General features: G+C 67.8%; 17 protein-coding genes and 1 tRNA gene. 13 read left to right on the plus strand and 5 right to left on the minus strand.

Annotated features, from left to right (window positions below; translation table 11 throughout):
* Window positions 1–165 precede the first annotated feature (165 nt).
* Window positions 166–648, plus strand: coding sequence for a hypothetical protein (locus A7Q26_RS01810; protein WP_066855707.1), 483 nt, complete (start codon window positions 166–168; stop codon window positions 646–648).
* A gap of 42 nt (window positions 649–690) precedes the next feature.
* Here A7Q26_RS01810 and A7Q26_RS01815 read toward each other — a convergent pair whose 3' ends face one another.
* From A7Q26_RS01815 to thyA, 4 genes are all read right to left on the minus strand, one after another.
* On the minus strand, window positions 691–2,010 hold the full coding sequence (locus A7Q26_RS01815) for a dihydrolipoamide acetyltransferase family protein (RefSeq protein ID WP_066855710.1): 1,320 nt from the start codon (window positions 2,008–2,010) through the stop codon (window positions 691–693).
* A 5-nt stretch (window positions 2,011–2,015) separates the two neighbouring features.
* Window positions 2,016–3,020: an alpha-ketoacid dehydrogenase subunit beta gene (locus A7Q26_RS01820; protein ID WP_066856252.1), complete on the minus strand. Its 1,005-nt coding sequence runs from the start codon at window positions 3,018–3,020 to the stop codon at window positions 2,016–2,018.
* 210 nt (window positions 3,021–3,230) lie between these two features.
* The gene (locus tag A7Q26_RS01825) at window positions 3,231–4,526 is read right to left on the minus strand and encodes a 3-methyl-2-oxobutanoate dehydrogenase (2-methylpropanoyl-transferring) subunit alpha (RefSeq protein WP_066855713.1); all 1,296 of its coding nucleotides are present in this window, start codon (window positions 4,524–4,526) and stop codon (window positions 3,231–3,233) included.
* A gap of 120 nt (window positions 4,527–4,646) precedes the next feature.
* Complete coding sequence (gene thyA / locus A7Q26_RS01830; RefSeq protein WP_066856255.1) at window positions 4,647–5,585, minus strand: thymidylate synthase; 939 nt, start codon at window positions 5,583–5,585, stop codon at window positions 4,647–4,649.
* Window positions 5,586–5,755: 170 nt separating this feature from the next.
* On the opposite strand from thyA, the gene A7Q26_RS01835 reads away from it, so the two are divergent.
* From A7Q26_RS01835 to A7Q26_RS01880, 10 genes are all read left to right on the plus strand, one after another.
* Window positions 5,756–6,055, plus strand: coding sequence for a JAB domain-containing protein (locus A7Q26_RS01835; RefSeq protein ID WP_066855716.1), 300 nt, complete (start codon window positions 5,756–5,758; stop codon window positions 6,053–6,055).
* Window positions 6,056–6,159: 104 nt separating this feature from the next.
* Window positions 6,160–6,236 (plus strand) — tRNA-Pro (locus A7Q26_RS01840).
* A gap of 275 nt (window positions 6,237–6,511) precedes the next feature.
* Window positions 6,512–8,146, plus strand: a complete 1,635-nt coding sequence (locus tag A7Q26_RS01845) for a TldD/PmbA family protein (RefSeq protein WP_066855719.1) — start codon at window positions 6,512–6,514, stop codon at window positions 8,144–8,146.
* Window positions 8,147–8,165: 19 nt separating this feature from the next.
* Window positions 8,166–9,500: a TldD/PmbA family protein gene (locus A7Q26_RS01850; protein WP_066855722.1), complete on the plus strand. Its 1,335-nt coding sequence runs from the start codon at window positions 8,166–8,168 to the stop codon at window positions 9,498–9,500.
* Between the two features lie 181 nt (window positions 9,501–9,681).
* Window positions 9,682–10,350, plus strand: coding sequence for a DUF4159 domain-containing protein (locus A7Q26_RS01855; RefSeq protein WP_232313640.1), 669 nt, complete (start codon window positions 9,682–9,684; stop codon window positions 10,348–10,350).
* A 48-nt stretch (window positions 10,351–10,398) separates the two neighbouring features.
* Window positions 10,399–11,388, plus strand: coding sequence for an AAA family ATPase (locus A7Q26_RS01860; RefSeq protein ID WP_066855728.1), 990 nt, complete (start codon window positions 10,399–10,401; stop codon window positions 11,386–11,388).
* A 10-nt stretch (window positions 11,389–11,398) separates the two neighbouring features.
* Window positions 11,399–12,292: a DUF58 domain-containing protein gene (locus A7Q26_RS01865; RefSeq protein WP_066855731.1), complete on the plus strand. Its 894-nt coding sequence runs from the start codon at window positions 11,399–11,401 to the stop codon at window positions 12,290–12,292.
* Window positions 12,289–13,431 carry a BatA domain-containing protein gene (locus tag A7Q26_RS01870; protein ID WP_066855734.1) on the plus strand — a complete coding sequence of 381 codons (1,143 nt, stop codon included), beginning with the start codon at window positions 12,289–12,291 and terminating at the stop codon, window positions 13,429–13,431. The genes A7Q26_RS01865 and A7Q26_RS01870 overlap by 4 nt, the downstream gene beginning before the upstream one ends.
* Window positions 13,428–15,536 carry a DUF4175 family protein gene (locus A7Q26_RS01875; protein WP_066855737.1) on the plus strand — a complete coding sequence of 703 codons (2,109 nt, stop codon included), beginning with the start codon at window positions 13,428–13,430 and terminating at the stop codon, window positions 15,534–15,536. The genes A7Q26_RS01870 and A7Q26_RS01875 overlap by 4 nt, the downstream gene beginning before the upstream one ends.
* Complete coding sequence (locus A7Q26_RS01880; RefSeq protein WP_232313642.1) at window positions 15,533–17,323, plus strand: carboxypeptidase regulatory-like domain-containing protein; 1,791 nt, start codon at window positions 15,533–15,535, stop codon at window positions 17,321–17,323. The genes A7Q26_RS01875 and A7Q26_RS01880 overlap by 4 nt, the downstream gene beginning before the upstream one ends.
* On the opposite strand, the gene A7Q26_RS01885 is transcribed toward A7Q26_RS01880, so the two are convergent.
* Entirely contained in the window at window positions 17,308–17,766 is a 459-nt protein-coding gene (locus A7Q26_RS01885; RefSeq protein ID WP_066855740.1) for a hypothetical protein, read from the minus strand. The genes A7Q26_RS01880 and A7Q26_RS01885 overlap by 16 nt on opposite strands.
* A 170-nt stretch (window positions 17,767–17,936) precedes the next feature.
* Between A7Q26_RS01885 and A7Q26_RS01890 the strand changes: the two genes are divergently transcribed.
* Together A7Q26_RS01890 and A7Q26_RS01895 are read left to right on the plus strand one after the other, a co-directional pair.
* Entirely contained in the window at window positions 17,937–18,608 is a 672-nt protein-coding gene (locus tag A7Q26_RS01890) for a spermidine synthase (RefSeq protein WP_066855743.1), read from the plus strand.
* A gap of 78 nt (window positions 18,609–18,686) precedes the next feature.
* Entirely contained in the window at window positions 18,687–20,315 is a 1,629-nt protein-coding gene (locus A7Q26_RS01895; RefSeq protein WP_066855747.1) for an alpha-D-glucose phosphate-specific phosphoglucomutase, read from the plus strand.
* Window position 20,316 lies beyond the last annotated feature (1 nt).

Below are 20,316 nucleotides of genomic sequence, written 5' to 3' on the forward strand. Positions count from 1 at the left end.
GTGTCACCTGATTCTCTCGCCCTTCGCCGACATTGGATGTGCGCCGCGCGCTGCCCCGCGTCAATTTCCAAACCATCCGCCCGCGCGGAAGGAAAACAGCGGCTTAACCAAATTTTCGGGCTTGGCGGGTTAAGCGGGCGGGCGGAACGGACGACGGGGCGGACCATGAAGGCAGGGACATTGGCGGGACCGAAGGCTTGGCTGGGGGCGCTGGCCTTGCTAGGCGCGGCGATGCCGGCGATGGCGCAGCCGCCGTTGCGGCTCGACACCCAGATGTTCGTCGAGCGCGTCACGACCGATCTCAACGGCCGCCCGCGCCGCATCCTCGCCAGCGCGAACCGCCTGACGCCGGGCGACCAGCTGATCGTCCTCCTCCACTGGCGCAACGAAGGCAGCGCGCCGCTGCGCGCCGCCGCCGTCACCCGCGCCCTGCCGCGAGGAGTGGAACTCGACCTCAGCGACCCGGCCATGCAACTGTCGGTCGATGGCGGCGTGCATTGGGGGCGGCTGGACCAGCTCTGGCTACCCACGCCGCTCGGCGGCACGCGCCGCGCCGTCGCGGCGGACATCACCCATGTCCGCTGGACCCTGCCCCACGCCCCGGCGGGCCATGCGGGACGGCTGAGCTATCGCGCGACCATCCGTTGACCGGCCGCCGGCTGGTCCGGGGCGACCTCAAGCAGGACGGCGTCAGTCCACGAACAGGAAGGCGGGCGCTTCCAGCAGCTTCCTGACCGCCTGGACGAAGCTGGCCGCATCCCAGCCGTCGACCACGCGATGGTCGCAACTGATCGACAGGTTCATCAGCTTCGCCGCGACGATCTCCTTCCCCTTGAATACCGGGCGCTCGATCACCCGATTGGGACCGATGATCGCCACTTCCGGCCGGTTGATGACCGGCGTCGTGGCGATTCCGCCCAGAGGCCCAAGCGACGTCAGCGTCAGGGTGGAGCCGCTCAGTTCCTCCGACTTCGCCTTGCCGCTGCGCGCCGCGTCCGCCAGGCGACGGATCTCGCTCGCAAGCTGCCAGACATTGCGGTCCTGCGCGTCGCGTATCACCGGCACCATCAGCCCCGCATCGGTCTGCGTCGCCAGCCCCAGATGCACCGAACCATGGCGCGTCACCACGCCCGCCTCGTCATCATAGCGGGCGTTTAGCATCGGAAAGTCGGGCAGCGCCTTGCAGAGGGCGACGATCAGCAGCGGCAGCATGGTCAGCTTGGGCCGGTCCCCCCGCCCGTCATTCAACTGCTCGCGCAGCGCTTCCAGCGCGGTGACGTCGATCTCCTCGACATAGGTGAAATGCGGAATATGCCGCTTGGACGCCGCCATATTCTCCGCGATGCGCCGGCGCATCCCGATGACCTTGACCACCTCGTCCGCGCGTTTCGCGCTGCGCCCGGCAGGACGATAGCCCTGGCCGGACCCATAGAGCAGATACGCGTCCAGGTCCGCGTGACGGATGCGATCCCCAGTCGGCCTCACCTGCGCCAGGTCGACGCCCAGTTCCTTCGCCCGCATACGCACGGCGGGGGAGGCGAGGATGGGTTCGGCCTTGTCCACGCTCTCCTCCCCAACCCCGTTCGGGCTGAGCCTGTCGAAGCTCGTCCCTTCCTCTCTTGCGCCTTGCCCGGAAGAAAAGGTCGGGCGTTCGACCGGCTCAGGGCGAACGGGCTTTGCCGGCGTATCGACCGCCCCATCTCTCGCCATTGCAGCCTCGGCGACCGCTTCGCTCGGCGGAACGACATCAGGCGTACCATCGCCCGCATCCTCGACCTCGATCTCCACCAGCATCGACCCGATCGGCACCTGGTCGCCTGCCTCGCCGGCCAGGCGCACCACCGTGCCGGCCACCGGGCTTTCCATCTCCACCGTCGCCTTGTCGGTCATCATGTCGGCGATCGGCTGGTCCTCCTCGACCCGGTCGCCGACCTTGACGTGCCAGCCGACGATCTCGGCTTCCGAAATGCCTTCGCCGATGTCCGGCAGCTTGAACGTGAACAGCGCCATGACGGTTAGTCCCTCAAAATCTTGTTGATGGCTTCGCGGATGCGAACGGGTCCGGGGAAATAGGCCCATTCCAGGCTGTGCGGATAGGGCGTGTCGAAACCGGTGACGCGCTCGATCGGCGCCTCCAGATGGTAGAAGCAGCGCTCCTGCACCAGCGACAGCAGTTCCGCGCCGAAACCGCTGGTCCGCGTCGCTTCATGCACGATCAGGCAGCGGCCGGTCTTCTTCACCGACGCCTCGATCGCGCCGATGTCGAGCGGCACCAGCGTGCGCAGGTCGATGATCTCCGCGTCCACGCCCAGCGCGGTTACGCTATTCTCGACCACATGGACCATCGTGCCATAGCAGAGGATGGTCAGCGCCTCGCCCGCCCGCGCGATCCGTGCCTGGCCCAGCGGCACCCGATAATAGCCGGCCGGCACCTGCGCGTCCGGATGCCCGGCCCAGCTCTTGGCCGGCGTGTCATAATGGCCGTCGAACGGGCCGTTATAGATCCGCTTCGGCTCGAAGAAGATGGTTGGGTCATTATCCTCGATCGCCGCGATCAACAGCCCCTTGGCGTCATAGGGCGTGGACGGGATCACCGTCTTGACCCCCGACACATGGGTGAAGATGCCCTCGGGCGACTGGCTGTGGGTCTGCCCGCCGAAGATGCCGCCGCCGAAGGGGGACCGCACCGTCATCGGCGCGATGAACTCGCCCGCCGACCGATAGCGCAGCCGCGCCGCCTCGCTCACCAGCTGGTCGAGCGCGGGATAGATATAGTCGGCGAACTGGATTTCCGGCACCGGCCGCAGCCCGTAGGCGCCCATGCCCACCGCCACGCCGATGATCCCGCATTCGGTGATCGGCGTGTCGAACACCCGGTTCTTGCCATATTTCTGCTGGAGGCCCGCGGTCGCGCGGAACACGCCTCCGAAATAGCCCACATCCTCGCCCATCACGACCACGTCGGGATCGCGCTCCATCATCACGTCCAGCGCGCTGTTGATCGCCTGGATCATGGTCATCTGTTGCATATCAGTCATGACGCCATCCTTTCCGCGCCCCTGCGGGGGAGAGGATACGGAGCCTTGCCAGCTTGCTGGCTAGGCGAAGTTGGAGAGGGGGATTGGCGAAACGGCGCGCCTTGGACGCCCCCTCTCCAACCAGCGCTGGGCGGCACGCCGCCAAGCTCCGGTATCCTCTCCCCGTCGGGGAGAGGATATGGTCCCACCCCCTCACAGCCCGGCCGCCTTCCATTCATCCAGCATCTGCTGCTGCTGTTCCTTGAGGTGCCAGGGCATCTCCTCGAACACATCCTCGAACATGCTCTCCATCGGATGGTGCAGGCCGTGGCCCAATATGCCGTTCTTCTCCGCCTCCCGCGCGGCGTCGCGGACCATTTCGGCCAGTTCCCGGTCCATCGCCGCGTGGCGCTCCTCGTCCCAAATGCCAAGGCCGATGACATGCTGCTTCAGCCGCGCGATCGGATCGCCCAGCGGCCAGAGGCTGCTCTCCTCGGCCGAGCGATAGGCGGTCGGATCGTCGGAGGTGCTGTGCCCTTCGACACGATAGGTGAAATGCTCGATCAGCGTCGGCCCGGCGTTAGAGCGCGCCCGGTCGGCCGCCCAGCGCGTCGCGGCATGGACAGCCAGCACGTCATTGCCGTCGACCCGCAGGCCGGCAATGCCATAGCCGATCGCCCGCGCCGCGAAGGTTGTGGATTCGGCTCCCGCAAAACCTGAAAAACTACTGATAGCCCACTGATTATTAACAACATTCATGATGACAGGCGCACGATAGACGCTGGCGAAGGTGCAGGCCGAATGAAAGTCGCCCTCCGCCGTCGATCCCTCGCCGCACCAGGTCGCGGCGATGCGCGTGTCGCCCTTCGCCGCGCTCGCCATCGCCCAGCCGACCGCCTGCGGATATTGGGTGGTGAGGTTGCCGGAGATGGAGAAGAAGCCCGCCTCCCGCGCCGAATACATGATCGGCAGCTGGCGGCCCTTCAGCCTGTCGCCCTTGTTGGAATAAATCTGGTTCATCATGTCGACGATGGGCCAGTCGCGCGCGATCAATATGCCTTGCTGGCGATAGCTGGGAAAGCACATGTCGTCGCGCGACAGCGCCAGCGCCGCGCCGATCGACACCGCCTCCTCGCCGGTCGACTTCATGTAGAAACTGGTCTTGCCCTGCCGCTGCGCCCGGAACATCCGCGCATCGAACGCGCGGGTCAGCGCCATGGCGCGCAACATCCTCAGCAGGGCTTCGGGTGGCAGCTTGGGGTTCCACGGGCCGACCGCCTCCCCCTGCTCGTCCAGCACGCGGATCAGGCCATAGGCCATGTCCCGCATGTCGGCGGGCTGGGCCGCCTCGTCCGGGCGCGGCTGCGCGCCGGCCGCCGGAATCTCGAAATGGGTGAAGTCCGCGCTCTCGCCCGGCCGCGCGGGCGGCTCGGGCACATGCAGGCGCAGACGCGGCAGGTTGCGCCCCGCCTGCCCTTCAGTGCCCGCGATTCCATCGGGATCGCTCATCCTGCCTCCTATGGTGCATTGCAATAATATTGCTTGATGCAGATATTATATTTCAACGCCGCAAAAGGCAAGCCTTCCTGTCCCAATTTTCCTTTTCAGCTGTCCGGGTCGCTGTCGGGATCAGACGGCGACCGGCGCTGAAATATGGGCCTGCGGCGCATAATCGAGCACGTCGAAATCCTCGATTCGATAATCGAAAATACCCGAAGGCCGCCGATTGATCCGCAATTTCGGCGCGCCCGACGGAACCCGGTCCATCTGTTCCTCCACCAGACCGGCATGGTTCAGGTAGAGATGCACGTCGCCGCCCTGCCAGACGACCTCGCCCGGCTCCAGATCGCATTGCTGCGCCAGCATCCGGGTGATCATCGACAGGCCGAAGATATTGAAGGCAAAGCCCAATCCCAGGTCGCAGCTGCGCTGGAACAGCAGGCCGTTGAGCTTCCCGTTCGATACCTGGAACTGATAGGTCATGTGACAGGGCGGCAACGCCATCCGCGCCACCTCGGCCACATTCCATCCGGTGAAGAGCAGGCGGCGCGACCCCGGCGTCGTGCGAATCGCCTCGACCAGGTCGGCGATCTGGTTGTGCCCCTTCTCCGCCCGGCGATAGAGCCCATCGCCCGCCGGCTCGTAGCGCGGCCAGTTCACCCATTGCGCGCCATAGACCGGGCCAAGGTCGCCCCACTGCCGCGCAAAATCCTCGTCCGCGATGATTCGCGCCTCGAACGCATCGCGATCGATCGCCTCGCCCGTCGCCCGGCGATAGGCGTCGAGCGGCCAGTCGGTCCAGATATGCACCCCCTGCCGCACCAGGTCGCGAATATTGGTGTCGCCGCTCAGGAACCACAGCATCTCGCGCGCCGCGACCTTCCAGTAGACCCGCTTGGTCGTCAGCAGCGGCACCGCATCGTCCGCCAGCGAGAATCGCATCGTCGCCCCCAGCACGGACCGGGTACCCACACCGGTCCGGTCCACCCGCTCGTCGCCATGGAGCCAGACATGCCGCATCAGATCCAGATATTGCTGCTCATAATGGGGCGCGGCGACGGAAGGCATGTCGGTCAAGGCAAAGTCCTGCGGAAATGAGTCTGGTCGCCCCGGCTGTAACCCAGCCAGTGGGGGGACGCCAATCTCGTCGTCATAATGGAGCGATCAGCTCGCACTTCGCACCGGAACGGACGGGCTTGCCCCTCCCCGGCGGCCGGAGGGTCGCGCAGGATCGGCCCATGGGTGCCGACGCCGGATTGATGCTCGCGATTCTCGATCAGGACTGGCGGCCGCGCCGCCTCCTCCCATTGCGCGCGGACTGGAGCTTGCTCGTCCGGCATGTCCTCGCCGAAGATGGCAAATGGCTCGCCGTGCTCCAGCAGCGTCCACCGCATGACACGCCGCTGCCGCGCGCGACCGACATCCGCCTGACCCGCGCGCTCGCCCGCAGTCTCCGGCCGCTCGACCTGCGTCTCGCCGACCATGTCATCCGCGCCGGCCCCACCCGTTTCAGCTTCCGCGGCGCGGGCCTGCTCTGACCTGTGCAAAAAAAGCGTCATTGCCGCTTGCCAGCCCGGAAAGCCCTCTCTATAGGCGCACTCCTGCCTTACGGGGCCGCCCACAAAGCGGTCTCGGCATCGGTCGGGGAATAGCTCAGCCTGGTAGAGCACTGTCTTCGGGAGGCAGGGGCCGGAGGTTCGAATCCTCTTTCCCCGACCACATTCTTCACATGAAATAAAGCGATTTATCAGCGGGTTGGCACAATGCCAGGCCCGCCGATTTCACATGTCCGCGCGACGCGCATGGCCAATGTTTTTCGACAGATGTCATCTGTCGAAAGCCTGGGAACGACATGCTGCACATTCGTAAAAGATGTTTGACCCCGCCCGCCCCGGCGGCAATGATCCGCCATATCAAGCCGATAGTGCCACCGATCGCATATCAGGCTCAATCCGACCCGCATCATGCGGGCTTTGGCAGGTGGGAGACACATCTTGCATAGACGCGATTTTCTGGCCTTCGGGGCCATGGGCGTGGGCGGCCTCGTCCTGCCCGCCATGTTCGGCAAGGCCATTGCCGCCGAGGAGCTGACCAGCGCCATCGACGTGGCGGTGAAGAAGGCGCTGGCCGACGCCGCGATGAACGCCGCCAAAAGCGCCGGCGCCAGCTATTGCGACGTGCGCGTCGGCCGTTACCTGCGCCAGTTCGTCATCACCCGCGAACGCAATGTCGAAAATATCGTCAACACCGAATCGTCCGGCGTCGGCATCCGCGTGCTGGCCAACGGCGCCTGGGGCTTCGCCGCCACCAACGAGATGACCACCGACGCCGTGGCGAAGGCCGCGCAACAGGCCGTCGCGATCGCCAGGGCGAACGCCCCGGCCCAGACCGCACCGGTCCAGCTCGCCCCGACGAAGGGCGTGGGCGAAATCAGCTGGAAGACGCCGATCGTCAAGAACAGCATGGCCGTGCCGATCAAGGACAAGGTCGAACTGCTGACCAGCGTCAACGCCGCCGCCATGGATGCCGGCGCCAGCTTCATCCGCTCGATCCTGTTCCTGGTGAATGAGCAGAAATATTTTGCCAGCACCGACGGCAGCTATATCGACCAGGATGTTCACCGCATCTGGGCGCCGATGGAAGTCACCGCCGTCGACAAGGCCAGCGGCAAGTTCCGCACGCGCGAGGGCCTGTCCGCCCCGATGGGTCTTGGCTTCGAATATCTGGACGGCGCCGCATCGGGCAAGACCGTCCTGCCCAACGGCGTCACCGTCTATGGCAACAGCTACGACATGAAGGAGGACGCGATCGCCGCCGCCAGGCAGGCGCAGGCGAAGATCAAGGCCCCCTCGGTCAAGCCGGGCAAGTACGACCTCGTGCTCGACCCGTCGCACACCTGGCTCACCATCCACGAATCGGTCGGCCATCCGCTCGAACTGGACCGCGTGCTGGGCTACGAAGCCAATTATGCCGGCACCAGCTTCGCCACCATGGACAAGCTGGAAAGCCGGTTCCAATATGGTAGCCAGCAAGTAAACATCGTCGCCGACAAGACCCAGCCGGGCAGTCTTGGCGCGGTCGCCTATGACGATGAAGGCATCAAGACCAAGAAGTGGGATCTGATCCGCGACGGCAAGCTCGTCGGCTATCAGGCGATCCGGGACCAGGCCCATATCGAGGGCAAGAAGGAATCGGACGGCTGCGCCTATGCCGACAGCTGGTCCAACGTCCAGTTCCAGCGCATGGCCAACGTCTCCCTTGAACCGGGCAAGGCGAAGAAGAGCGTCGCGGACATGATCGCGGGTGTCGAGGACGGCATCTACATCATCGGCGACGGCAGCTTCTCGATCGACCAGCAGCGCTACAACGCCCAGTTCGGCGGCCAGCTCTTCTACGAGATCAAGAACGGCAAGATCACCCAGCAGATCGAGGACGTCGCCTACCAGATCCGCACGCCGGAATTCTGGAACGCCTGCGTCGGCGTCTGCGACGCCAGCGACTATCGCCTTGGCGGCTCCTTCTTCGACGGCAAGGGCCAGCCCGCGCAGGTCTCCGCCGTATCGCACGGTTCCTCGACCGCGCGTTTCAACGGCATCAACGTCATCAACACCGCGCGTTCGCTCGGCTGACGCTCACGGGAGAGAATAAATGAGCATCCTTACCGAAGCGCAGGCCAAGGCCATCCTGACCAGGGTCGTCGCCCTGTCCAAGGCCGACGAATGCACCGCCACACTGACCGGCAAGATTCAGGGCAATATCCGCTTCGCCCGCAACAATGTGTCCACCGCCGGCCAGACCGACGACATCGAGCTGGCCGTGCAGGTCGCCTATGGCAAGAAGGTCGGCACCGCGACCATCAACCAGTTCGACGACGCCGCACTGGAACGTGTCGTCCGCCGGGCCGAAACGCTGGCGCAACTGGCGCCGGACAATCCGGAATTCATGCCGGCGGTCGAAAAGCAGGCCTACAAGCCCAGCCCGACCTTCGCGCAGGCCACCGCCGACATCACGCCCGCCTATCGCGCGCAGGTCGCCGCCACCTCGATCAATGCCTGCAAGGCGCAGAAGCTGATCGCGGCCGGCTATCTGGAAGATGGCCAGAGCTTCAAGGCCATCGCCAACAGCAAGGGCAATTTCGGCTATCAGCGCTCGACCGTGCTCGACTATACCTGCACCGTCCGGACCGAGGACGGGCGCGGCTCCGGCTGGGTCGGCACCGACACGCAGGACGCCACTCGCTTCAAGGTCGACAGCGACATCCAGATCGCGATGCGCAAGGCGTCGGCCTCGTCCGAAGCCAAGGCGCTGGAGCCGGGCAAATATACGGTGATCCTGGAACCGATGGCGGCCGCCGGCCTGATCGGCTTCATGTTCTACTTCTTCGGCGCGCGCGAAGCCGACGAAGGCCGCAGCTTCCTGTCCAAGAAGGGCGGCGGCAACAAGCTGGGCGAACAGGTGTTCGGCCCGCAGGTCAATTTCTACACCGACCCCTGGGACCCGGTCGCGCCGTGCGAGCCGTGGGACGAGGACGGCCTTGCCCGCCAGCGCATGGACATGGTGAAGGACGGCAAGGTCGTGAACCTCAACTATAGCCGCTACTGGGCGCAAAAGCAGGGCAAGCCCGCCGCCGGCCAGATGGGCAATATCCTGATGACGGGCGGCACCAAGTCGACCGCCGACCTCGTCCGCTCCACCGAGCGCGGCGTGCTCGTCACCCGCACCTGGTATATCCGCATGGTCGACCCGCAGACGGTGCTGCTGACGGGCCTGACCCGCGATGGCACTTTCTATGTCGAAAACGGGCAGATCAAATATCCCATCAAGAACTTCCGGTTCAACGAAAGCCCGGTCATCATGCTCAACAATGTCGAGGAACTGGGCCGTCCGGTCCGCGTGCCGCCGGACGAAGTGTCGATGAACATCGTCGTCCCGCCGATGAAGCTGCGCGACTTCACCTTCACCTCGCTCTCCGACGCGGTGTGATCCTGCCCCGGCCACTATTCTCTTCCGTCATCCCCGCGAAAGCGGGGATCCATCTCCCGCGCTATTCCCTTGCGAAAGGTCAGGAGATGGCTTCCCGCCCTTATGGGAATGACGGTGGGTGTGTCGTGGTCGTGGCTGCTCCATCTCGTCTCCCATGACCCGCAGCGAGTTCCTCCGGTTGATGGCAGGCGGCCTGGCCAGCACCTTGCTGGCCCGCCCGCTTGCTGCTGCCGGGGGCTACGACTTCTGGTTCACGCGCCTGCGCTACGACAGTGGCGACTGGGACGTGGACCAGCGCACGCCGTCCAACGTCATCACCGCGCTGATCGACTACACGACCCTGCGCGTCGACCCGAAGGAGCATGTCGTCCCGCTGGCGGACCCCAGGATGCTCACCGCGCCCTTCTGCTATCTGGCCGGGCACAAGCTGGTGGAATTTTCGCCCGCAGAGCGTCGCAATTTCGAACGCTATGTCCGCAATGGCGGCTTCGTCATGGTGGACGATTGCAACCATGACATAGACGGCCTCTTCGCCCGCTCGTTCGAGGCGCAGATGGCCAGGATTTTCGGACCGAAGGCGTTGAAGGAACTGCCGAAAAGCCACGGCCTCTACCGCAGCTTCTTCAAGTTCGACGGCCCGCCCAACACGGGCCTCGAACTCAACGGCTGGGGCGACGATCTCGTCCACGACTATCTCAAGGGCATAGAGGTGAACGGGCGGCTGGGCATTCTCTACAGCAACAAGGATTATGGCTGCGAGTGGGACTATGACTGGCGCAACAAGCGCTTCCTGGCCGAGGATAATACCAGGTTCGCGGTCAATATCGTGATGTACGCGCTGTCGGTGTGATGCCCCCCGCTCGCCTTTTTCCGCCTTTCGTCCAGCAAGGGACATGACATGACCGACCTCACCGAAGCCGAAATCCAGACCCGCCTTGGCGCGCTGACCCAATTGCGCGCCGCGATCGGCCAGGTGATCGTCGGGCAGGGCGAAGTCGTGGAGCAACTGCTGATCGGCCTCCTCGCCGGCGGCCATTGCCTGCTCGAAGGTGTGCCCGGCCTCGGCAAGACGCTCCTCGTCCGCTCGCTGGGCGAAGCGCTCAAGCTTGACTTCCGCCGCGTCCAGTTCACGCCCGACCTGATGCCCAGCGACATTCTCGGCACCGAACTGCTGGAGGAGGATCATGGCACCGGCCATCGCAGCTTCCGGTTCCAGCAAGGGCCGGTCTTCACCAACCTGCTGCTGGCCGACGAACTCAACCGCACCCCGCCCAAGACGCAGGCGGCGTTGCTGGAGGCGATGCAGGAAAAAACGGTCAGCTATGCCGGCGTCACCCATGTCCTGCCCAAGCCCTTCTTCGTGCTGGCGACGCAGAACCCGCTGGAGCAGGCCGGCACCTACCCCCTGCCCGAAGCCCAGCTCGACCGCTTCCTCCTCCACATCCGCGTCGATTACCCGACCGAGGCGGAGGAGCGCGCCATCCTCGCCCAGACCACCGCCTCCAAGCCCGCCGCCGTCCCGGCCGTGATGCAGGGGGAGGAAGTGCAGGCGCTCCAGACCCTCGTGCGCGACGTGCATTTCAGCGACGACCTGCTCGACTGGGTGACGCGCATCGTCCGCACCAGCCGCCCCGGCGAGGGCGCGCCGGACGACATCCGCAAATATGTGAAATGGGGCGCCGGTCCCCGCGCCGGCCAGTCGCTGATCCTGGCGTCCAAGGCGCGCGCCCTGCTCCACGGCCGCCTCGCCGCCACGCGCGAGGATATCGCCGCGCTCGCCGTCCCGGTCATGCGCCACCGCCTGCTCCTCTCCTTCGCTGCCGAGGCGGAAGGCCGCAGCGCCGATGACGTGGTCGCCGCCCTGGTCCGCGCCGTCCCGCTCGCCTGATACTTCCGCCATGGCCGACCTCCTCCCCCCTGATGTGCGCAGCCGCCTTCGCGGCCTGCGCCTCGTCACGCGCCGGGCGGTGGGGTCGCATGGCATCGGCCTGCACCAGAGCCACAGCCGGGGCGCGGGCCTCGAATTCGCGCAATATCGCGCCTATGAACCCGGCGACGAACTGCGCCAGATCGACTGGAAGCTCTACGCCCGCTCCGACAAATTCTTCGTGCGGGAGGCCGAGCGCGAAAGTCCCGTCGCTGTCTGGATATTGATCGACGCCAGCGCCTCCATGGGCCAGTGCGACCCCAGCCGCCCCGATTACAGCCGCCTCGACGCGGCAAAAGCGATCGCCGCCGCCATCGCCGAACTGGCGATGAAGCAGGGCGACCGCTTCGGTTTCATGGCGCTGGGCGACGCAGGCCTTGCTTTGCTGCCCCCTGCCACCGGCCTGCGCCAGCGCGACCGGCTGCTGCTCGAACTGCTGAACGTCCACGCGGCACGCGGCTTCGCCCCGGAAAGCCAGCTAGGCCCGGTCTGGGAACGGATCGGCGCGCACGACCTCGTCATCCTGCTCAGCGACTGTTTCGACGAAGGCGCGGTCGCGCTGGCGGAAAAGCTGGCCGCCGCCGGGCGCGAGACATTGGTGGTCGAGATGCTGACCGTCGCGGAACGGGATTTCCCCTTCGACGGCGGCTATCGCTTCCGCGATCCCGAAACCGGCGAGGAACTGCTGGCCGATGGCGCAGCCCTGCGCGCCGAATTCCTCGCCCGCTTCGCGCAGGCGCGCGACACGCTCCACGCCCGGCTCGACGCGATCGGCATCCGCCATGCGTCGCATATTCTGGACGAGCCCGTCGACCTGCCCCTCCGCCGCCTGTTCGCGGCCCATGGCGCAGCGGAATATCAATGAGCATGGGCCTGTTGTTCCCCGCCGCGCTGGCCGCGCTCGCGGCCCTGCTGGTGCCGCTCATCATCCATATCGCGCGGAAAAGCGAGCAGCAGCCGACCGACTTCGCCGGCCTGCGCTGGCTGCGCGCCCGGCCGAAGCCGCGCTCGCGCCTGCGCTTCGACGAATGGCCGCTGCTGCTGCTCCGCCTCGCGCTGCTGGCGCTCGCCGCGCTGTGGCTGGCCCAGCCCGTCCTGCTGGGCACTGGTGACAAGGACCCCTATGTCGCGGTGATCCCCGGCGCGCGGGTCGATCCCGCCCGCATCGGCGATGCCCGCGCCCACTGGCTGGCGCCCGGCTTCCCGAACATCGACCAAGCCCCACCGACAGGCCCGCTGGCCATCGCCAGCCTCGTCCGCCAGCTCGACGCCGAACTCCCGGCCAACACGCCGCTGACTATCGTCACGCCCACGATCATCGAAGGTGCCGACGCCGACCGCCTCCGCCTCTCGCGCAGGGTGACATGGCAAGTTCAGCCCGGCGCCATGCCCGCGCCCCGGACAGCACCGATTCCGGCGCCGCGCATCGCCATCAGGGCCGACACCGCCCATGCCGGCGGCCTGCTCTATCTCCTGGCCGCCGCCCAGTCATGGCAACCGCCCGGCAAGCCAGCCGCCCTCGACAGCGGCCCGCTCACCGCCCCAATGCCGCCCATCGACCAGCCGCTCTTCTGGATGAGCAGCGGCACCCTGCCCGACGCCGTCACCCGATGGGTCGACGGCGGCGGACAGGCGATCCTCGCCGCCGACATGCGGATGCCGCCGGGCGAAACCGTCCCCATCTGGCGCGACGATCAGGGCCAGGTGCTGGCCCACGCCCGGCCCATGGGCAAGGGCCGTCTGATCCGCCTGACCCGTCCCCTCGTCGCATCGCAGATCCCGCTCCTGCTGGAGGCCGATTTCCCGACCCGTCTCCGCGCGCTCATCACCGCGCAGCCGACTCCCTCCCGCGTCGCCGCCGCCGACTATGCCCCGCTCACGGGCGGCCGCGCCCCCGACCAGCCGCCCCGGCCGCTCCGTCCCATGCTCGCCGTCCTGGTCGCCCTGCTGCTCCTCGCCGAACGCTGGCTCGCCACCCGCCGCAGCCGGAGCATCGCGCCATGAGCGACCTGTTCGTCCAGTGGATCGCGCCCGCTCGCCGTCGCCGCGTCGCCGACACGCTGGCGCTGGCGTTGCCGCCGCTGCTCGCCGCCACGGCGATCGGCTGGCGCTTCTTCGGCCCGATCGCGGCCACCGCTGCCGCGCTGCTCGGCATCGGCATCGCCCTCCTCATCGCCCGGCAGCGCGCCGCGCTCCACGACCTGCCCTGGCTGGTCCGCAGTCTCGACACCGCGCGCCCGGACCTTGAGGACAGCAGCGCCCTCCTCTTCGGCGGCGACGCGCCCCTCTCCCCGCTCCAGTCGCTCCAGCGCCGCCGCATCGCCGCCCGGCTCGACCAGGGCGGCCCCCAAGACCTCGTTCCCCCCTGGTCGACGCGCACGCTCCTGATCCTCGGCCTCACCGCCGCCGCGCTGATCGCCGCCGCCCTGCTCTGGCCCCGCGCCGGTGAAGGCCCGCCCGCTCTCGCCCCCAGCAGCGAAGGCCTGCCCGCCCGCCCCGGCATCCCCCGCCTCGTCGCCCAGAATCTGCGCATTCTCCCCCCCGCCTATACCGGCCTGCCGGTCCGCGACTCCGCCACGCTCGACGCCCGCGTGCCGCAGGGATCGCGCCTCGAATGGACGCTCCGCTTCGATCCGCAGGCGACCGCGCCCCGGCTGCTCATGCTCGGCGGCCAGCCCCTCGCGCTGCGCCGTGACGGCGCCAACTGGATCGCCAGCCGCACCGCCGACGCCGCCTTCCTCTACCGCGTCGATCCCGCCGCCGGGCGCGGCCCCACCCCGCCGCTGCACCGGATCGACGCCGTCGCCGACGCGCCGCCGCAGGTGAAGGCCCTGACCGACAGCCTCACCCTGGTCAGGCCCGGCCAGCACGGCTGGTCCCCGGCCTTTGCCGCCACCGACGATTATGGCGTCGCCACCACCGCCCGGCTGCGCGTGACGCTGGCGATCGGGGAGGGCGAAAATGTCAGCTTTTCCGAACGCGAAATCCCCGTCGGCGGCACAGGCCCGGCCCGCGACCGCCGCTTCGCCCCGCGCCTCGACTTCGCCAGCTTCGGCTTTGCCGCGGGCGGCGACATGGTCGTGCAACTCATCATCCGCGACAATCGCAGCCCGTCGCCGCAGGAAGCGCGCGGCCCCAGCCTGATCCTGCGCTGGCCGTCCCCGAAACAACCCGAAAGCAGCGGCCTCACCGGCATGGTCAACACCACCCTGCCCGCCTATTTCCGCAGCCAGCGCCAGATCATCATCGACATCGAAAAGCTGCTCAAGCAACGGCGCGCCCTCGCGCCCGACCGCTACCTCGCCCGCTCCGCCGCGATCGGCGGCGACCAGCAGATATTGCGCGGCCGCTACAGCCAGTTTCTCGGCGGCGAAAGCGAAGGCCAGCCCGAACTCCCCACCTCGGATGCGGAGGCGCACAGCGACAATGACGGGCACGACCATGGCCCGCCGCCATCGTCGCCCAATGTCTTCGGCGAGAAGGAGGATGTGCTCGCCGAATTCGGCCATCCGCACGACGAAAGCCCCGCCTCCAGCCTCGATCCCGAAACCCGCGCCATCCTGAAACAGGCGGTGGACGAAATGTGGCAGTCCGAACGGGAGCTCAAGACCGGCCATCCCGACGCCGCGCTGCCCTTTGCCTACCGGGCGCTGCGCTTCATCAAGGAGGTGCAGCAGGCGACCCGCATCTTCCTCTCGCGCGTCGGGCCGGAACTGCCGCCGATCGACGCGGGCCGCCGCATGACCGGCAAGCGTGAGGGGCTGGCCAGCCGCCAGCTGGAACTCACCCCCGTCGAACGGCAGGATGGCCCCGCCGCCGCTGCCTGGCGCGCGCTGGGCGCCGGACCGGACGCGATTCGGGGACCGATCAATCTCGGACCGCTGGACGCCTGGGTCCGCGCCAACACCGCCCGCCTGCCCGATGCGCTGACGCTCAGCGGCGTGATCGACGCCGTGCGCCGCGACCCCGCCTGCGCCTCCTGCCGCGCGAAGCTCCGCGCTCAGCTCTGGACCGCGATGGAACGCCCGCTCGGCCAGCCTGCCCGCCGCCGCCCGGCCGACGGCCCCGGCACCCGCTATCTCCGCGCGATCGGGGGAGGCGGATCATGACCACGCCCATGCCCATGCCGGCGATCGTCGCCGCCATCCTTGCCCTCGCCGTCCTGCTGGCCGCGATCCGCCTGACCCTCTGGCACCGGGCGGCGGTCGAGCAGGGATCGCCCCTCCGCCTGGCGCTGCTCCTGCTGCTCCAGCCGGTCTGCGCCGGGCTGCTCTTTTTCGCGCTTTTCCCACCCGCCACCAGCGGCGGCAGCGGCGCCCTGCGCATCGCCACCGCCGGAACGCCGCGCCTCGCCGCCGCCGGCGCGCCCCTCATCGTCCTGCCCGAGGCAGGCGCTATCCTCGGCGAAGCCGCGCCCGACCTCGCCACCGCGCTGCGCCGCCACCCCGCCGCTGGCACGATCGAGATCGTCGGTCGGGGATTGACGCCCCGCGACATCGAAGCCGCACGCACGGTCGCCCTCCGCTTCGATCCGCCCCCGCCGCCCAGGGGCATCATCCACCTCTCCCCACCTGCGTCGACCGCACCGGGCGCGACCTTCACCACCGGCGCGACGCTCGCCGGCCTGCCCGAGGCCACCGTCCAATTGCTCGACCCAGCCGGCCGCGTGACCGACAGCGCCACGCCCGACCGCGACGGCCATGTCACCCTCACCGGCACCGCCCGCAGCGCCGGCGCCGCCGACTTCACCCTGCGCGTGCGCGACGACGGCCGGATGATCGAACAGGCCAGCGTCCCCGTCCTCACGCAGGACAGCGCCCGGCCGCGCCTGCTGATCCTCGCCGGCGCGCCCGGACCGGAAGTCAAATATCTGCGCCGCTGGGCGACCGACACGGGCTTTGCCGTCACCAGCCAAATGAGCGCGGGCGGCGGCGTCCAGCTCGGCGACGCCCCCGTCGCTATCGACGGCGCCAGCCTGCGCCGCTTCGACGCCGTGCTGATCGACGATCGCAGCTGGGCCGCATTGGGCGGCGCGCGCAACGCCCTGCTCGGCGCGGTGCGCGACGGCCTCGGCCTCATCCTGCGCGCCGGCGGCCCGCTCGACGGTGCGACCCGCAACCAGTGGCAAGCGCTGGGCTTCGCGCTCCAGGGCGGTAACGACCTCGCCCCGCTCGCCTTGCCCAAGCCGCCCGCCGCCACCATAGCCCGCACCCGGCAGGGCATAGCCTATGCCGACCGCCCCGAAGACATGGCGTTCCCCGACGAATTGCTCCCCGAAGTCACCCGCCTCGCCGCTGCACCCACGGGCCGCGACGCCGTTCCGCTGCTTCGGGACGCCGGCGGCGCCCCGCTCGCCGCATGGCGCGCGCTCGGGACGGGGCGGATCGCACTTTTTACCGGCATCGACAGCTATGCGCTCATCCTCACCGGGCACCAGCCGCTCCATGATCTATGGTGGCGCAGCCTGCTCGGCGCGGTCGCCCGCCCCGCGCCCGCGCCCGCAATGATCGACGGCATCCATTGGGCAGGCGAGCGCATGGCGCTGTGCGGCCTTGCCGGAAACGCGCAGGTCGACCGCCCCGATGGCAGCCACGCGCGGCTGATCCCGGTGAACGGCTGCGCCGCCTTCTGGCCGGAAAGCGCCGGCTGGCACGTCCTGCGCGGCAAGGACGGCGCCGTCCCCTTCCACGTCCAACCCGCCCAGGCCCTGCCAGCGATGCGCGCCACCCGCGACCGCGCCGCCACGCTCATGCTGCGCGGCAACGCCCCGGCACCGGGTTCGGACGAACCCCGCCACGGCCCCGCCTGGCCTTGGCTGCTGGCATGGCTCGCCGCCAGCGCCCTGCTCTGGTGGCTGGAACGCAGCCGGATCGGCCGCCGTCAGTCCGCCCGATAGGCCATGTAGAAATCGCGCAGCGCCCGCGCGTCGTGCAGGGCGTTGTGCGGCACCCGGCTGTTCGCCGCCGCGCTGAATCCCGCCGCGTTGATCAGTTCCAGCCGCAAGCCGAAATCGACCCCGGCCATCTGCCCCGGCCCCTTCACCAGCAGAGCGCAGAAATGAGCCAGATCCTCGGGCCAGTCGGCGATGATGACGGGATCGGAATCGCCCGCCAGATAGGCGGCGACCATGTCGGCGCCTTCCTCGCGCCCCAGTTCATGGTCGATCCCCGGCGGCACATGGCGCAGATAGGGGATGACGTTGGCCGACACCCATGTCTCGATCTGGTCCGGCAGGGGCAGCGAAAAATAGAGTTCCTGGTCCCCGTCCTCGGGCACCAGCGCCACGCTGATCAGCGTCCCGCCAAAGCCGTTGAATTCGGTGTCGAGAAAATAGCGCATGGGGAAGAAGGCTGCCTGTCCAGATTCGGGTCGCGGTCGGCGGGCCGATAGCATCCGCCGGACGGATCGGCCATGTGGCGACCGACGCGCGCGACCGCCTGTAGCATTTGCGCGACGGAAGCCAAGCTGCCATGCGCCACAGGCCGATCGTTTATGTAAGAAGGGGCCGTATGACGCCGCGCGAATATCTGGGGTCCGCCGCCGTGCCGGGTGGGCAGGAACTGAAACTCTACCGGCGTGGCGGCGACTATATGATCGTCCTCGACCGCAATGAATTGATGAGCAGCCGGATGAGTGGCTCGGAAAAGCAGCTCGCGCTCATGACGATCGAGCGGCTGAAGGGGCGCACCGCGCCGCATCTGCTGATCGGCGGCTATGGCATGGGATTCACCCTGCGCGCGGCGCTAGGCGCGCTCGACGCATCCGCGCAGATCACGGTCGCCGAACTGGTGCCCGAAATCATCGAATGGGCGCGCGGTCCGATGACGGACCTTGCCGCCGGCTGCCTCGACGACCCGCGCGTGCGCCTCGTCCTCGACGATGTCGTCAACGTGATCGCCGCAGGCCATGGCAGCTATGACGCGATCCTGCTCGACGTCGACAATGGCCCCGACGGCCTCACCGCCGCCGCCAATGACCGGCTCTACAATGGCAAGGGACTGGAGGCCGCGCGCACGGCATTGAAGCCCGGCGGCATCCTCGCCGTCTGGTCCGCCGGCTCCGACGATGCCTTCACCCGCCGCCTGCGCAGCGCCGGCTTCCTCGTGGAGGAGGTCGCCGTGCGTGCCCGCGACAATGGCAAGGGGCCGCGCCATGTCATCTGGTTTGCACAAAAGCGCTGAACATGCTGCACTGCGATATAGCGCCCGTCCGGGTGCTGTGAGATTTCAACCGACACGTTTTCTCAAAAGGATGCCGGAGTGATCCAGACCGTAACCACCACCCCCTTCACCGACCAGAAGCCCGGCACCTCCGGCCTGCGCAAGAAGGTGCGGGTCTTCGCCCAGCCCCATTATGCGGAAAATTTCGTCCAGTCGGTGTTCGACAGCCTGGAGGGGTTCGCGGGCCAGACACTGGTGGTGGGCGGCGACGGCCGTTATCTCAACCGCGAAGTCATCCAGACGGTGCTGAAGATGGCAGCCGCCAACGGCTTCGGCCGGGTGCTGGTGGGCCGGGGCGGCATTCTCTCCACCCCCGCCGCCTCGCACCTCATTCGCGCGTCGGGCGCGTTCGGCGGCCTCGTGCTCTCGGCCAGCCACAATCCCGGCGGCCCGGACGAGGATTTCGGCATCAAATATAATATCGGCAATGGCGGCCCGGCGCCCGAAAAGGTGACGGACGCGATCAACGCCCGCACGCTGACGATCGACAGCTACCAGATTCTCGACGCCGCCGATGTCGATATCGACAGCATCGGCTCCAGCCGGCTCGGCGACATGACCGTCGAAGTGGTCGATCCGGTCGCTCTCTATGCCGACCTCATGGAAAGCCTGTTCGACTTCGCTGCCATCCGCGCGCTGATCGCGGACGGCTTTACCCTCGCCTTCGACAGCATGAGCGCCGTCACCGGTCCCTATGCGGTAGAGATTTTCGAGCAGCGCCTCGGCGCGCCCGCCGGCACGGTGATGAACGGCACGCCGCTCCCCGATTTCGGCCATCATCATCCCGATCCCAATCTCGTCCACGCAAAGGCGCTCCATGATCGGCTGATGGCCCCCGACGCGCCCGATTTCGGTGCAGCGTCGGACGGCGATGGCGACCGCAACCTCATCATCGGCCGCCATTGCTATGTGACACCCTCGGACTCGCTGGCGGTGCTGGCGGCCAACGCCCATCTCGCGCCCGGCTATGCGCGGGGCCTGAAGGGCATCGCCCGCTCCATGCCGACCAGCGGCGCGGCCGACCGGGTGGCCGAACGGCTCGGCATTCCCCTCTATGAAACGCCCACCGGCTGGAAATTCTTCGGCAACCTGCTCGATGCCGGCATGGCCACCATCTGCGGCGAGGAAAGCGCGGGTACCGGTTCCGACCATGTGCGCGAAAAGGACGGCATCTGGGCCGTGCTGCTCTGGCTCAACATCCTCGCCGTCCGCCGGCAGGGCGTCGCGCAGATCATGGCCGAACATTGGGCGACCTATGGCCGCAATTACTATGCCCGCCATGATTATGAGGCCATCGCCAAGGACCGCGCCGACGCCTTGATGGCCACGCTGCGCGACAAGCTCGACCGCCTGCCCGGCACCGCCAACAGCGGCGGCATCGTGAAGAGCGCCGACGATTTTACCTATACCGACCCCACCGACCAGTCCGTCAGCCGCAACCAGGGCGTCCGCATCCTGTTCGAGGACGGATCGCGCGTGGTCTTTCGCCTGTCGGGGACCGGCACCGAGGGCGCGACGTTGCGCGTCTATATCGAACGCTATGTCGGCCCGGACGGCGATCTCGGCATGGACACCGCCGATGCCCTCGCGCCCCTGATCGCGGCGGCGCAGGAAGTGGCGGACATCCGCGGCTTCACCGGCATGGACCGGCCCAGCGTCATCACCTGAC

Origin of the sequence: Sphingobium sp. TCM1 (assembly GCF_001650725.1) — a bacterium.
Lineage (GTDB): Bacteria > Pseudomonadota > Alphaproteobacteria > Sphingomonadales > Sphingomonadaceae > Sphingobium.

What these genes read in the sequence shown, in the direction of transcription:
- A7Q26_RS01820 (WP_066856252.1), bottom strand. Translation starts at nt 3,020, where the DNA reads ATGACCATGATCCAGGCGATCAACAGCGCGCTGGACGTGATGATGGAG.
- A7Q26_RS01855 (WP_232313640.1), top strand. Translation starts at nt 9,682, where the DNA reads ATGGCAGGCGGCCTGGCCAGCACCTTGCTGGCCCGCCCGCTTGCTGCT.
- A7Q26_RS01880 (WP_232313642.1), top strand. Translation starts at nt 15,533, where the DNA reads ATGACCACGCCCATGCCCATGCCGGCGATCGTCGCCGCCATCCTTGCC.
- A7Q26_RS01890 (WP_066855743.1), top strand. Translation starts at nt 17,937, where the DNA reads ATGACGCCGCGCGAATATCTGGGGTCCGCCGCCGTGCCGGGTGGGCAG.
- A7Q26_RS01850 (WP_066855722.1), top strand. Translation starts at nt 8,166, where the DNA reads ATGAGCATCCTTACCGAAGCGCAGGCCAAGGCCATCCTGACCAGGGTC.
- thyA (WP_066856255.1), bottom strand. Translation starts at nt 5,585, where the DNA reads ATGCCTTCCGTCGCCGCGCCCCATTATGAGCAGCAATATCTGGATCTG.
- A7Q26_RS01835 (WP_066855716.1), top strand. Translation starts at nt 5,756, where the DNA reads ATGGGTGCCGACGCCGGATTGATGCTCGCGATTCTCGATCAGGACTGG.
- A7Q26_RS01815 (WP_066855710.1), bottom strand. Translation starts at nt 2,010, where the DNA reads ATGGCGCTGTTCACGTTCAAGCTGCCGGACATCGGCGAAGGCATTTCG.
- A7Q26_RS01865 (WP_066855731.1), top strand. Translation starts at nt 11,399, where the DNA reads ATGGCCGACCTCCTCCCCCCTGATGTGCGCAGCCGCCTTCGCGGCCTG.
- A7Q26_RS01825 (WP_066855713.1), bottom strand. Translation starts at nt 4,526, where the DNA reads ATGAGCGATCCCGATGGAATCGCGGGCACTGAAGGGCAGGCGGGGCGC.
- A7Q26_RS01870 (WP_066855734.1), top strand. Translation starts at nt 12,289, where the DNA reads ATGAGCATGGGCCTGTTGTTCCCCGCCGCGCTGGCCGCGCTCGCGGCC.
- A7Q26_RS01810 (WP_066855707.1), top strand. Translation starts at nt 166, where the DNA reads ATGAAGGCAGGGACATTGGCGGGACCGAAGGCTTGGCTGGGGGCGCTG.
- A7Q26_RS01860 (WP_066855728.1), top strand. Translation starts at nt 10,399, where the DNA reads ATGACCGACCTCACCGAAGCCGAAATCCAGACCCGCCTTGGCGCGCTG.
- A7Q26_RS01885 (WP_066855740.1), bottom strand. Translation starts at nt 17,766, where the DNA reads ATGCGCTATTTTCTCGACACCGAATTCAACGGCTTTGGCGGGACGCTG.
- A7Q26_RS01875 (WP_066855737.1), top strand. Translation starts at nt 13,428, where the DNA reads ATGAGCGACCTGTTCGTCCAGTGGATCGCGCCCGCTCGCCGTCGCCGC.